Source organism: Actinomadura sp. NPDC048032, assembly GCF_040653175.1.
GTDB classification, from domain to species: domain Bacteria; phylum Actinomycetota; class Actinomycetes; order Streptosporangiales; family Streptosporangiaceae; genus Spirillospora; species Spirillospora verrucosospora.
This window is the reverse complement of record NZ_JBEZJP010000258.1, coordinates 1-11,533: the sequence shown is the minus strand read 5'-3', so window position 1 is coordinate 11,533 and position 11,533 is coordinate 1. Positions and strand designations below refer to the sequence as shown.

The 11,533-nt window shown below is 75.2% G+C and carries 13 protein-coding genes and 1 pseudogene; 11 read left to right on the top strand and 3 right to left on the bottom strand.

Annotated elements, in window-relative coordinates; all coding sequences use genetic code 11:
• The 3 genes from AB0C69_RS27650 to AB0C69_RS27640 all read left to right on the top strand — a co-directional run.
• On the top strand, positions 1-807 hold an 807-nt coding region (locus AB0C69_RS27650), incomplete at its 5' end, for a TetR/AcrR family transcriptional regulator (RefSeq protein ID WP_360358141.1).
• Between the two features lie 55 nt (positions 808-862).
• Positions 863-2,209 carry a hypothetical protein gene (locus AB0C69_RS27645; protein WP_360358140.1) on the top strand — a complete coding sequence of 449 codons (1,347 nt, stop codon included), beginning with the start codon at positions 863-865 and terminating at the stop codon, positions 2,207-2,209.
• 105 nt (positions 2,210-2,314) lie between these two features.
• On the top strand, positions 2,315-3,322 hold the full coding sequence (locus tag AB0C69_RS27640; RefSeq protein WP_360358139.1) for a DUF6569 family protein: 1,008 nt from the start codon (positions 2,315-2,317) through the stop codon (positions 3,320-3,322).
• A 255-nt stretch (positions 3,323-3,577) separates the two neighbouring features.
• Here AB0C69_RS27640 and AB0C69_RS27635 read toward each other — a convergent pair whose 3' ends face one another.
• Positions 3,578-4,996 (bottom strand): APC family permease, encoded by a 1,419-nt coding sequence (locus AB0C69_RS27635; RefSeq protein ID WP_360358138.1) that lies wholly within the window; start codon positions 4,994-4,996, stop codon positions 3,578-3,580.
• 55 nt (positions 4,997-5,051) lie between these two features.
• Between AB0C69_RS27635 and AB0C69_RS27630 the strand changes: the two genes are divergently transcribed.
• The 3 genes from AB0C69_RS27630 (at position 5,052) to AB0C69_RS27620 (ending at position 6,682) form a co-directional block, all read left to right on the top strand.
• Positions 5,052-5,837: an ArsR family transcriptional regulator gene (locus AB0C69_RS27630; protein ID WP_360358137.1), complete on the top strand. Its 786-nt coding sequence runs from the start codon at positions 5,052-5,054 to the stop codon at positions 5,835-5,837.
• On the top strand, positions 5,834-6,211 hold the full coding sequence (locus AB0C69_RS27625; protein WP_345185298.1) for a VOC family protein: 378 nt from the start codon (positions 5,834-5,836) through the stop codon (positions 6,209-6,211). Before AB0C69_RS27630 ends, AB0C69_RS27625 begins: the two co-directional genes overlap by 4 nt.
• Before the next feature lie 96 nt (positions 6,212-6,307).
• Positions 6,308-6,682: a nuclear transport factor 2 family protein gene (locus tag AB0C69_RS27620; RefSeq protein ID WP_345185295.1), complete on the top strand. Its 375-nt coding sequence runs from the start codon at positions 6,308-6,310 to the stop codon at positions 6,680-6,682.
• On the opposite strand, the gene AB0C69_RS27615 is transcribed toward AB0C69_RS27620, so the two are convergent.
• Positions 6,679-7,821, bottom strand: a complete 1,143-nt coding sequence (locus AB0C69_RS27615) for an alkene reductase (RefSeq protein WP_360358136.1) — start codon at positions 7,819-7,821, stop codon at positions 6,679-6,681. The two genes, AB0C69_RS27620 and AB0C69_RS27615, sit on opposite strands and share 4 nt — an antisense overlap.
• A 69-nt stretch (positions 7,822-7,890) precedes the next feature.
• On the opposite strand from AB0C69_RS27615, the gene AB0C69_RS27610 reads away from it, so the two are divergent.
• From AB0C69_RS27610 to AB0C69_RS27590, 5 genes are all read left to right on the top strand, one after another.
• Entirely contained in the window at positions 7,891-8,751 is an 861-nt protein-coding gene (locus tag AB0C69_RS27610; protein WP_360358135.1) for a sigma-70 family RNA polymerase sigma factor, read from the top strand.
• 47 nt (positions 8,752-8,798) lie between these two features.
• A complete protein-coding gene (locus tag AB0C69_RS27605; protein ID WP_353833515.1) occupies positions 8,799-9,068 on the top strand; it encodes a helix-hairpin-helix domain-containing protein in 270 nt (89 codons plus the stop codon).
• 67 nt (positions 9,069-9,135) lie between these two features.
• Positions 9,136-10,353: a helix-turn-helix transcriptional regulator gene (locus AB0C69_RS27600; RefSeq protein WP_360358134.1), complete on the top strand. Its 1,218-nt coding sequence runs from the start codon at positions 9,136-9,138 to the stop codon at positions 10,351-10,353.
• Between the two features lie 109 nt (positions 10,354-10,462).
• Positions 10,463-10,702 carry a hypothetical protein gene (locus AB0C69_RS27595; protein WP_360358133.1) on the top strand — a complete coding sequence of 80 codons (240 nt, stop codon included), beginning with the start codon at positions 10,463-10,465 and terminating at the stop codon, positions 10,700-10,702.
• On the top strand, positions 10,699-10,956 hold the full coding sequence (locus AB0C69_RS27590) for a hypothetical protein (RefSeq protein WP_360358132.1): 258 nt from the start codon (positions 10,699-10,701) through the stop codon (positions 10,954-10,956). Before AB0C69_RS27595 ends, AB0C69_RS27590 begins: the two co-directional genes overlap by 4 nt.
• A 92-nt stretch (positions 10,957-11,048) precedes the next feature.
• Here the strand turns inward: AB0C69_RS27590 and AB0C69_RS27585 are convergent.
• Positions 11,049-11,533, bottom strand: a pseudogene (locus tag AB0C69_RS27585) (RNA polymerase sigma factor); the annotation flags it as partial.

The following is an 11,533-nucleotide window of genomic DNA, read 5'->3' as shown; positions in this document are numbered from 1 at the left end:
CTCGAAGCGGGCCCTGACCTCGGGCGGGAACGGCGCCCCCGACAGCTGCTCGGACCGCTCGATCGTGCTGAGCTGGGTGACCACGTCCCCGGCGTCGAACCGGAACTGGGACTGCGGGAGCGCAAGAAGCGCGAGACGCGGCGCCGCATCGCCGACATCGCCACCGGCCTGTTCATGACCCGCGGGTTCGACAACGTCACCATCGCCGACGTCGCCCGCACCGCCGACGTGTCGGTCAACACCGTCTTCAACTACTTCAGGACCAAGGAAGACCTGTTCTTCGACCGGCAGGACGAGATCATCGAGGCCGCCGGGCGCGACTTCCGCGACCGCCGCCCCGGCGAGGGCGCCGTGGCCCTGTTCCGCCGCCGCTTCTTCGAAGGCCTGGACGCCCGCGCCTACCAGACCGCCTTCCACGAGGGCTCGGAGGTCTGGACCCGCACCGTGCGCGCCAGTCCCGCCCTCATGGCCCGCCAGCGCGAGATCGGCCGCCTCGCCCAGGACCGCCTCGCCGACCTGCTCGCCGAGGCCACCGGCGCCGGGCCCGACGACATCGCCCCCCGCGCCGCCGCCGCCATGATCTTCGCCGTGCAGAACACGCTCGTCGAGCAGATCGCCGACCGCAAGAGCGCGGGGGAGACCCTCCAGGAGATGGCCGAGGACGTCTACGCCGCCGCGGCCCGCGCCTTCGACCTGCTCGAACACGGCCTCGGCCGTTACGCCGCCGCACCCGCCGCCCCGCCCGCCACCGAGCCCGCCGCCGAGCCTCCCGGCACCGCCGGCCAAGCCCCGGCCACCGGAAAATGAGTGTCGACCCACCGCAGATCATTCCTAGACTCCAGGGTTGCGGAGGCCGACAACCATGGACACCCCCACGCTCCTTGCCCACCTGCACCACCACGACACCGCCCTGACCCTGCCCCGGGGCGCGCACCTGCGCTGGGACGACGCGGACCTGCACCGCGCCGCGCACACCGGCGACCCCGAGGGCTACGCCCTGCTCGGCGTGGCCCCCGGCGTGCGGCCCTGGCAGCGCGCCCGCGTGCTGCTTCAGGTCCTCGCCGCCTCCCAGGCCGGCCTGGACGACCGCGCCCGCGCCGTGCAGGCCCGCGTCGCCCGCGTCCTGACCCTGGGCCTGCCGCCCGCCCACGTCATCACCGTCCTGCTCGCCCTGCGGCGGCTGCGCGCCAACCACAAGCACACCACCCGCGCCGCGCTGCGGTTCGTCCTGGAGCACCCCGCCGCCGACGCCCTCATCGCCGCGCGCCGCCCCGCCCTGCGCGACTGCTTCGAGCACGCCCTCGGCACCGCCACCGCCCGCGGCTGCGCCGGCCGCATCGCCGGCGGCGACACCGCCTCCGACTACCTCCAGCGGCGCCTGCTGCGCTTCCTCACCGACCCCGCCGCCGCGCCCGACCGCGTCCAGGCCCTCTACCACGCCGACGACCCGGCGACCCGGCCCACCGCGGGCGACCCCGCCGCGGTCGACCGGCCCGTCCTGTCCGTCGACACCGTCCGACAGCGGCCCGCCACCATCACCGCCACCAACCGCGGCGACATCGCCGCAACCCTCGTCCACCTGTACCGGGGCGGGCCCGCCGAGGACCTCTACGCCGCCCTCGGCCGCCAGGTCGGCGCCGCCGCCGCCGAGTTCCCCCGCTTCACCGGGACCCTCGCCCTGGTCGTGGACGCCTCGGCGTCCATGCGCGGCTACGGCGACCGCGAATGGGCCGCCCTGTCCCAGGCCGCCGCGCTGCGCATGGTGCTGTCGCAGGTGTGCGCCCGCCTGGAGGTCATCGAGACCGGCGGCGACGAGCGCGCCCCGCGCGGCGCCACCGACCTGGCCACCGGCGTCCTGGACGCCCTGGGCGCCGAACCCGACCTGGTCGCCGTCGTCTCCGACGGCTACGAGAACGTCTACCCCGGCGACCTGGCCAGGGTCGTGGCGAGCCTGCCGCACGCAGGCATCACCACCCCCGTGGTGTTCTGCCACTCCCAGTTCACCGGCAGCGACGACCTGACCCTGCGCCGCCCCGCCCCCTCCCTGCCGCAGCGCGGCTTCTGGCACCAGGACGACTTCGCCGAACTCCTGCCCTGGATGTTCGGGCACTGCGCCGCCGGCGCCCCCTGGCTGCGCGCCGCCCTCCACGACCGCCTGGACGCCCTCGACCGGCAGGCCGACACCCTCACCGCCCGCATCGCCGCCTGAACCGCCGCCCGAACCGGCCCTCCGCGCGCACCCCGCGCGCCCGCCACGCGCCCGCGCTCGCGCACGCCCACATCCGCGCACGCCCAGACCCGAAGGGAGCACCGCATGACCAGCATGACGGCGCTCGACACCCTCGTCCCCGGCCCCCTCAGCCTCGCCGGACACCGCCTGGGCACCCCCCAGCAGGCCGGCGCGCTCACCATGGTCCCCATCGCCGGGCCCGCCCTCCCCGGCTTCGCGCCGCCCCGCACCGGACTCAAGCTGACCCGCGTCGCCGGCTACGGGCAGGTCGAACTCGCCAACCGCGCCGACTCCGGCGTCGCCATCGTCCCCCTGCACATCGGCTACATCCAGGACCGCGCCCAGAACCACGCCCTGTGCCGCTCGGCGTTCCTGGCCGCCGGGCAGACCGTCCGCTTCGACGACGCCTGCTGCGTCCAGCAGAGCCAGGGCGGCTACCTCAGCGAACGCGACCAGTGGTTCTTCGTCCTGCCGCTGGAGCTGCGCGCCCGCGCCCTGGACCTGCGCGGCGTCGCCGGCTACAGCAAGCTGTGGGACGACATCGCCGCCCTCAACGCCCGCCACGGCCTGCCCCGCCGCGGCCATCTGGAGCAGATCCTGTCCCGCAAGCGCGCCGTGCTGACCCAGTTCCAGTCCCGCCTGGAACCGCAGCCCGGCCAGCTCGGCGCCCTGTTCTTCGTCTCCGGCCGCTTCGCCGGCCTGGAGATCGCACCCGACCCCCGCTACTTCGCCGAGATGTGGACCGCGCTGGTCTGCTTCGCCTACGGCGTCGCCGCCTGGCACGCCGAACCCGCCCCGCCCGGCCCCGGCGCCCCCTACGACGGCGTCCAGCACGGGGCGGACCAGCGCCAGTCGGACCAGCACGGGGCGGCGGGGCTCGCCGGGCTGCGCGCCGCCCTGGACCGCGACCGCTCCGCCCGCCTCACCGAGATCGGCGGCTGGCTCGCCGACCTCCCCACCGGCCCCGTCGAACTCCGCGAGGAGGAGCGCTACCTCGACCTGCGGCTGTCCACCGTCACCGGCCCCCACCTGGCCGGGCAGATCGTCACCGACGGCGACCGCACCGTCTACGCGTCCCTGTTCGCCCGCTGACCGCCCGCCCCCGGGGCGCCCCCCTTGAGAAAAAGGGGTTGCCCCCGGGGCGCGGCGCCCGGTTGAATCAGAACCGCGGGAACTGTGCCGGGCGCGTCAGGCCGAAACCCCGATTCCAAATCCGGGATAACGCGCGATGCTCGAGACATCGTCAAGGCGATTGCAGACCTGACGAGGCGCCGGCCGCCTGTCCCGCCACTCCGTCCAGGTAAGGCTCCCGAACCGACCTCACCTGCGGCGGCGTCTCCCTCACCCTCACCCGCCGTCAGGTACTCCACCGGACGCGCCCGGGCCCCGCCGCCGCAGCACCAGCCACCGGCCGCCCAGCCCCACGGCGAACATCACCGCCCCCGCCAGCACCGACGTCCACGGCAACGTCGCCGCCAGCACCACGCACCCCGCGCCGCCGAGCACGTTGAGCGCCCGCGGCCAGCGGCGGTCGGCCGCCGCCTGGGTGAAGGCGCTCGCGTTGGCGACCGCGTAGTACACCAGGACGCCGAACGAGGAGAACCCGATCACCCCCCGCAGGTCCCCGGCCGCCACCAGCACGCACACCGCCACCGCCACGGCGACCTCGGCGTGGTGCGGCACCCGGTGCCGGGAATGCACCGCCGCCAGCCACCCCGGCAGATCCCGGTGCCGCGCCATGGCCAGCGCCGTGCGGCCGATCCCGGCGATCAGCGCCAGCAGCGCGCCCAGCGACGCCAGCGCCGCGCCCACCCGCACCACCGGCGCCAAAGCCCCCGCCCCCGCCGCCTCGACCGCCGCCGCCAGCGGCGCGGCCGCGTCCGCCAGCACCCGCGGACCCGCCGCCAGCAGCGCCGCCGCCCCCACCACCAGGTACACCGCCACCACGATGAACAGCGCGACCGGGATCGCCCGGGGGATCGTGCGGGACGGGTCGCGCACCTCCTCACCCATCGTCGCGATGCGGGCATAGCCCGCGAAGGCGAAGAACAGCAGCCCCGCCGCCTGCAGGACGCCGTACAAGCCGCCCTCGCCCACCGCCGCCCACCCGCCCAGGTGCGCCGCGCTCGCCCGCCCGCCCACGGCGATCCCCGCCACCACCACCGCCAGCGCCGCCAGGCTCGCGACCACCAGCACCCGCGTCAGCAGCGCCGTCCTGGTCACGCCCCGGTAGTTCAGCGACGCCAGCGCCGCCACGGCCGCCGCCGCGACCGCGCGGCGCGCCCACCCCGGACCCGGCACCGCGTAGGAGGCGAAGGTCAGCGCCATCGCCGCGCACGAGGCCGTCTTGCCCACCACGAAACCCCAGCCCGCCGCGAACCCCCACCACGGGCCCAGCCGCTCGCGGCCGTACACGTAGGTGCCGCCGGACGTCGGATACGCCGCCGCCAGCTGCGCCGAGGCGACCGCGTTGCAGTACGCGACCACCGCCGCGACCACCAGCCCCACCAGCAGCCCCGTGCCCGCCACCCGCGCCGCGGGCCCGAACACGGCGAACACCCCCGCCCCGACCATCGACCCGAGCCCGATCAGCACCGCGTCCCCGGTGCCCAGCCGCCGCGCCAGCCGCTCACCCCCGGCGGGCCCCGCGCCCGCACCGGCCCCCGCCGCACCGGACGCCGCCGTCCCAGACCCGGCCGCTTCGGAGGCTGCCGTTTCGGAGGCGGTCGCCGAAGGCCCGCCCCGGTTCCGGCGCCGGAACGCCATCGCCCACCCCCTCGCCCGCCTACTCCATCAAACTCATTTGATGTATCGTCCGGGCATGGCGTCACCGAGTCAAGCCGCCCCGGCGTTCGTGCGGCTGGCCGCCCACCCGCTGCGCTGGCGGCTGCTGACCGCCCTCGCCGACGGCGACCTGCGCGTCCGCGAACTCACCGACCTGGCCGCCGCGCCGCAGAACCTCGTCTCCTACCACCTGCGGCTGCTGCGCGACGGCGGCCTCGTCACCGCAGCCCGCAGCAGCCACGACGGCCGCGACAGCTACTACCGCCTGGACCTGGACCGCTGCGCCCGCGCCCTCGCCGAGGCCGGTACCGCCCTGCACCCGGCGCTGCGGTCCGCCCCCGCGCCCCCGCGCCTCCTCGACGGCCCGCACGATGGGGCCGCCCCGGCCGTGCTGTTCGTGTGCACGGGCAACAGCGCGCGCTCGCCGATCGCCGAAGCCCTCCTGCGCCACCACGGCGGCGGCCGCGTCACCACCGCCAGCGCCGGCACCCGCCCCAAAGCCGCGATGCACCCCCGCGCCGTCCAGATCCTGCGCGAGCGGTACGGCATCGACATCTCCGCGCAGCGCCCCCGCCGCCTGGACGCCCCGCACCGCCGCTTCGACCGCGTCATCACCCTGTGCGACAAGGCCCGCGAAGCCTGCCCCGACTTCGGCGACCACGCCCGGCACGCCCACTGGAGCACCCCCGACCCGGCCGCGGCGCCGGACGCGCCCGCGGCCTTCCACCAGGTGGCGGCCGACCTCGACGCGCGCGTGCGCCACCTGCTGCCCCTCCTCGCCCACACACCACAGCCCGCACCTAAGACGGAGGAACACCCGTGACCGGACACGACACGCACGCAGGCGTCCGCTACCTCGTCGACGACGTCCAGGCCGCCGTCGAGTTCTACACCGCCCACCTCGGCTTCACCCTCAACCTCGACGCGGCGCCCGCGTTCGCCGACGTCGTGCGCGGCCCCCTGCGCCTCCTGCTGTCGGGACCCGCCAGCTCCGGCGCCCGCGCCACCCCCGCGGACGCCGCCGTCGCCGGAGGCAACCGCATCCACCTGACCGTCGACGACCTGGACGCCGAGATCTCGCGGCTGCGCGGCGCGGGCCTGACCTTCCGCAGCGACCTCGTCACCGGCCCCGGCGGCCGCCAGATCCTGATCGCCGACCCCGCCGGGAACCTCGTCGAACTCTTCCAACCCGCATAAGCATCGCTTCTGCAAACCAGAAGAACCATCTCTTGGACTTCTCGGCCTGGGGCGACCACGATGAGAGGTGAAAGCACCAACAACCTGGGGGAAGCCATGACGCAGTACGAGAAGGCCATGCGGCCCGAGGACATCACCCGCCTGTTCGTCGAACGCTCCAACGCCGGCGACGCGGCCGGCGTCGCCGCCCTCTACGAGGAGGACGCGGTGATGGCCTACCCGCCCGGCTCCCAGACCGTGGGGCGCCAGGCCATCCGCGAACTGTGGGAGAAGGTCCTGGCCGCGCGCCCCCGCTTCACGCCCGAGGAGCCGCTGCCCACCCTGATCAGCGGCGACCTCGCCCTCACCTCCACCCCGCCCAAGGACGGCGCCGGCGCACGCGCGCAGGTCGTCCGGCGCCAGCCCGACGGCAGCTGGCTGCGCGTCCTGGACCAGCCCGAGTTCGTCACGCCCCCCGCGGCCGGCGCCTAGGACCCCGCCCACACCGGATAGTCGACATACCCCCGCGCGCCTCCGCCGTAGTGGGTGGCCTCGTCGCCGCCCGCCACGGCGAGGCCCAGCGCGAACCGGGCGACCAGATCCGGGTTGGCGATGAACGGCCGCCCGAACGACACCGCGTCGGCGATCCCCGCCTCGACCACCGCGTTCCCCGACTCCCGCCCGAACCCGTGATTGGCGACCAGCGCCCCGTCGAACAGCTTGCGGTAGCGGGCGAACTCGTCCAGGTCCGGCACCGCGCCCGGCCCGGGCAGGGCCCGACCGCGCAGATGCAGATAGGCCAGGGGACGGGTGCTCAACTCCGCCACCAGGGCGTCGTAGGCGGCGAGCGTCGCCTCGCCCGCCGTGTAGGGGTAGTCGGCGCGGCGCGCCTGGGCCGAGGTGTCGCGCACGCTCCACCACGGCGACAGCCGGACCCCGGCGCGGCGCCCCTCCCACGCCGCCGTCACCGCGTCCACGACCTCCAGCAGCAGGCGGCCCCGGTCCGCGCCGTAGGCGTCGGCGCGGCGGTTCAGGCGCGGGTTCAGGAACTGCGCGAGCAGGAACGTGCCGTTCGCGGCGACCTCCACCCCGTCGAACCCCGCCCGCCGCGCCCGCTCGGACGCCGCGCCGTACGCGGCGACCGTCTCCTCGATCTCCGCGAGCGTCATCTCCCGGGGCGTGACCGTCGCCCTCGGGCCCGCCGCCGTCCAGCACACCTCGCCCGGATCGACCGCCGACGGCCCCGCGGGCCGCACCCCGCCCCGGTGGTCGGGATGGGCATGGGCGCCGGTGTGCCACAACTGCAGCACGATCCGTCCGCCCAGCGCGTGGACGAGACCGGTCACGCGCCGCCACGCCTCCACCTGCGCCTCCCCGTAGATGCCGGGGACGCCGGGGAACCCGATCGCGCGCTCACCCACCCACGCCGCCTCGGCGACGATCAGCCCGGCCGTGGCGCGCTGCCCGTAGTAGACGGCGTGCAGGTCCGTCGGCTCCAGGCCGGGACCGGACGCGCGCGACCGCGTCAACGGGGCCATCACCACCCGGTTCGGCAGCTCCAGATCCCCCAGCGCCACCGGCCGCAGCAGCGGCTGCCCTCCCGGCTCGCTACCCTCGTCATGTCGGAGCATCTGTCTCCCCACCGTCGTCGTCTCTCGGATGCCACGAAGCAGACGCACCACGGAACGGAAAGGTGACCGATGCACGACCAACTCGCCGAACGCTTCGAGGAGCACCGCGCCACCCTGCGCGCCGTCGCCTACCGGATGCTCGGCAACCCCGGCGAGACCGACGACGCCGTCCAGGAGGCGTGGCTGCGGCTCACCCGCCACGGCCCCGCCGGAATCGACGACCTGGAGGCGTGGCTGCGCACCGTCGTGGCCCGCATCTGTCTCGACATGCTCCGCGCCCGCACCTCCCGGCGCGAGGAACCCTACGGATGGCGCTCACCCGTCCAGCCCGAGGACGGCGACCCCGAGACCGAGACCGTCCTCATCGAATCGGTCGGCCGCGCCATGCTCGTCGTCCTGGACACCCTCGGCCCCGCCGAACGCGTCGCGTTCGTCCTGCACGACGTGTTCGCCGTCCCCTTCGACCAGATCGCGCCCATCGTCGAGCGGACCCCGGCCGCCGCCAAGAAACTCGCCAGCCGCGCCCGCCACCGCGTCCGCGGCGCCGCCTCCCCACCGCCTCCCGAGCGCGCCGAACAGCGCCGCGTCGTCGAGGCGTTCCTCGCCGCCGCCCGCAGCGGCGACCTCGACGCCCTCCTCGCCGTGCTGGCCCCCGACGTCGTCCGCCGCGCCGACCACGCCGCCCTCACCCCCGGCCGCCCCGCCGTCCTGCACGGCGCCGGCCCCGTCGCCCGCGAGATGCAGCTGTTCGGCCGCCGCGCCAGGTACGCCGCGCCCGCCCTCGTCGACGGCACGATCGGCGCCGTCGTCGCCCCGCACGGCCGCCTCCTGCTCGCCCTGGCCGTCACCGTCCACGACGGCCGCGTCACCGGCTACGAGATGATCGCCGACCCCGCCCGCCTCACCGCCCTCGACCTCGCCGTCCCCTGACCGATTCCTACAAGACCGCCCCGCCCCGCCGCGCCTACGTTGGCCCTATGAGCAGCGAACTGTCCGAACTGGCCAACGTGGGACCGGCCGTCGCCGCCTACTTCGACCGCATCGGCATCACCACCGTCGCCCAACTGCCGGGCCGGGACCCCGTCGAACTGTACGAGCGGATGTCGGCCGCCCACGGCCGCCGCCTCGACCCCTGCCTGCTCGACACCGTCATGTCCGCCGTCGACCAGGCCGAAGGAAAGCCCGCCCGCCCCTGGTGGCACTACACCCCCGAACGCAAACGGCTCCTCGCCGACGCCCGCCCCTGAATGCCAGCCGCACCCCGGCGCCGGGCCGTAGCCTGGAGGGCGGGAGCCTCACGAGGAGGTGCGGGCGATGCACCAGGAGACCACCATCGGCGCCCGACTGCGCGCTCTGCGCCGCTGGCGCGGCATGACCCTCGACCAACTCGCCGGACAGGCGGGCTTATCCAAATCCTTCCTGTCCATGGCCGAACGCGGGCAGCGCAGCCTCGACCGCCGCTCCCACATCGCCGCCCTCGCCGACGCCCTCCGCGTCTCCGAAACCGAACTCGTCGGCGGCCCCCACCTCGGCCCCGACCACGGGCAGTCCGACCCCCACGCCGTGATCCCCCCGATCAGGCTCGCCCTGCAGACCAACGACCTGAAGGACCCCGCCGTCGAGCGCGCCCGCCCCCTGCCGGAACTGGTCGCCGAGATGGCCCGCGTCGAGCCCCACCACCAGGCCTGCGACTACGTGCGCGTCGGCCACATGCTGCCCGACCTGCTGGACGAGTTGCACCTGCACGCCGCCGACCCCGCCGACGAAGCGGCCCACCGCACCGCCCTGGAGACCCTCGTCGACGCCTGCGTCGCGGCCACCTTCACCGCCAAGGACCTCGGCTACCCCGACCTGGCCCACCTGGCGGCCGTCCGCGCCGAGCAGGCGGCGACCATCCTGGACGACCCCGTCCGGCGTGGCCAGTCCGACTTCCTGCGCATCCACACCATGCCCCGCGCGGGCTCCTGGGACCGGACCCTCCGCGCCACCGAACGCTCCGCGGACCGACTGGAGCCGCACGCCGGAAGTGAACTCGGCGCCCAGGTGCTCGGCATGCTCACCCTGTCCGCCGCCCTCGCGGCGGCGGTCACCCACGACGCCGCACGCGCCACCGACTGGACGGCCGAGGCCGCCCGCCTCGCCCGCACGATGCCCGACGCCCCCGACCAGCACTGGATGAGCTTCTCGGCCAGCAACGTCGGCGTATGGAACGTCGCGGTCAACGTCGAATGCGGCGAGCGAGGCGGCGCCGTCCTCGACCTCGCCCGCGATGTGGACGAGACCAGGCTCACCGGCAGGAAGGGCAGGCACGCCGCCTTCCTCGCCGACGTCGGACGCGGCCTGGCCCGCGACCGCAAAACCAAGGACCAGGCGATCCGCTGGCTCCGCCGCGCCGAGAACACTGCCCCCCAGTGGATCCGCAACAACACGCCGGTGCGGGAATCGGTCGCCGTCCTGCTCAGCCGGGCCCGCACCGACGCCGGCGGCCGCGAACTGCGCGGCATGGCCGCCCGCATGGGCCTGCCCCACTGACCCCCACGGACCAGAGCCGGGCCGCTCGCCACGGGTTCACTTCTGTGAATGGCGTTCCCGTTCACGCCAGTGAACGCACAGTGTGCACGCTGTCTTACGTTCCGTGTTCATGGAGACGACGAACCCACTTCGGGGGCTTGCCGCCGAACTCGACGCGCGCGGATGGCGGACGGCCCTGCGTGCCGGGACCCTCACGGTCACCAACCCTGACGCGCCCCGCCTCACCGACGCCATCACCTGCGACGGGCGCGCCTTCTGGTGGACGTGGGGCCAGGAAGCCGGACCGGCCGACGACATCGCCGGAGTGGCCGACCGCATCGTCCACGTCCTGCGGACGGTCACGCCATGAACACGGCGACCGGGCCTCGCGAGCGGACGGCCATGACCTACGGTCACCGGGGGAGTGCCCTGCCCGCACCGCGCAGTCCCCGCGTCGTCACCTGGTACGGCAGGGCGACCGGCCGCTGGTGGGCCCTGGTGCCCTGGCCCTCCGCACTCCACGGCGCCTTACTCGTCGAGGCGCCCGACCAGGCCACCCTCAACGAGCACGTCGCCCACCTCATCGCTGCCCTCCGCTCCCGGACGGCCACCCCGCGACTATGAAGGCTCCCGGGCCCTGCGGGGCATCAGGAGGACCAGCGGGGACGCTGACCGACACCGCCGCACGCGCGGGTGGTGTTCGGGATCGGCGGGGGCTACTGCAGTTGGTCGCGGCGGCGGGTCAGGTAGGCGGTCTCGGCGGTGTTGCCCGCCAGCTCGATGGCCCTGTCGTAGGCCGCGCGTGCCTCACTGCCGCGGTGCAGCCGGCGCAGCAGGTCGGCGCGGGTGGCGTGGTAGGCGTGGTAGCCGGCCAACCTGCTCTCGAGACGGTCGACGGCTGCCAGCGCCACCTGCGGGCCGTCGAGTTCGGCGACCGCGATGGCCCGGTTGAGGGCGACGACCGGGGACGGATCGAGGCGGACGAGCTGGTCGTAGAGGGCGAGGACCTGCGTCCAGTCGGTGTCGCGGACGTCGCGGGCGGAGGTGTGCACGGCGTTGATCGCGGCGAGGATCTGGTAGCGGCCCGGAGCCGCCCCGGCGGCGGCAGCGGCGAGGCGCTCGCGCACCAGCCGGTGCCCCTCGGCGATCAGCGCCGCGTCCCAGGCCCCGCGGTCCTGCTCGGCCAGGGGGACCAGCTCGC

Bases quoted from the DNA above. Each gene is read 5' to 3' on its own strand.
- AB0C69_RS27635 (WP_360358138.1), bottom strand. From the start codon at position 4,996: ATGGCGTTCCGGCGCCGGAACCGGGGCGGGCCTTCGGCGACCGCCTCC.
- AB0C69_RS27620 (WP_345185295.1), top strand. From the start codon at position 6,308: ATGACGCAGTACGAGAAGGCCATGCGGCCCGAGGACATCACCCGCCTG.
- AB0C69_RS27590 (WP_360358132.1), top strand. From the start codon at position 10,699: ATGAACACGGCGACCGGGCCTCGCGAGCGGACGGCCATGACCTACGGT.
- AB0C69_RS27615 (WP_360358136.1), bottom strand. From the start codon at position 7,821: ATGCTCCGACATGACGAGGGTAGCGAGCCGGGAGGGCAGCCGCTGCTG.
- AB0C69_RS27610 (WP_360358135.1), top strand. From the start codon at position 7,891: ATGCACGACCAACTCGCCGAACGCTTCGAGGAGCACCGCGCCACCCTG.
- AB0C69_RS27595 (WP_360358133.1), top strand. From the start codon at position 10,463: ATGGAGACGACGAACCCACTTCGGGGGCTTGCCGCCGAACTCGACGCG.
- AB0C69_RS27630 (WP_360358137.1), top strand. From the start codon at position 5,052: ATGGCGTCACCGAGTCAAGCCGCCCCGGCGTTCGTGCGGCTGGCCGCC.
- AB0C69_RS27645 (WP_360358140.1), top strand. From the start codon at position 863: ATGGACACCCCCACGCTCCTTGCCCACCTGCACCACCACGACACCGCC.
- AB0C69_RS27600 (WP_360358134.1), top strand. From the start codon at position 9,136: ATGCACCAGGAGACCACCATCGGCGCCCGACTGCGCGCTCTGCGCCGC.
- AB0C69_RS27605 (WP_353833515.1), top strand. From the start codon at position 8,799: ATGAGCAGCGAACTGTCCGAACTGGCCAACGTGGGACCGGCCGTCGCC.
- AB0C69_RS27640 (WP_360358139.1), top strand. From the start codon at position 2,315: ATGACCAGCATGACGGCGCTCGACACCCTCGTCCCCGGCCCCCTCAGC.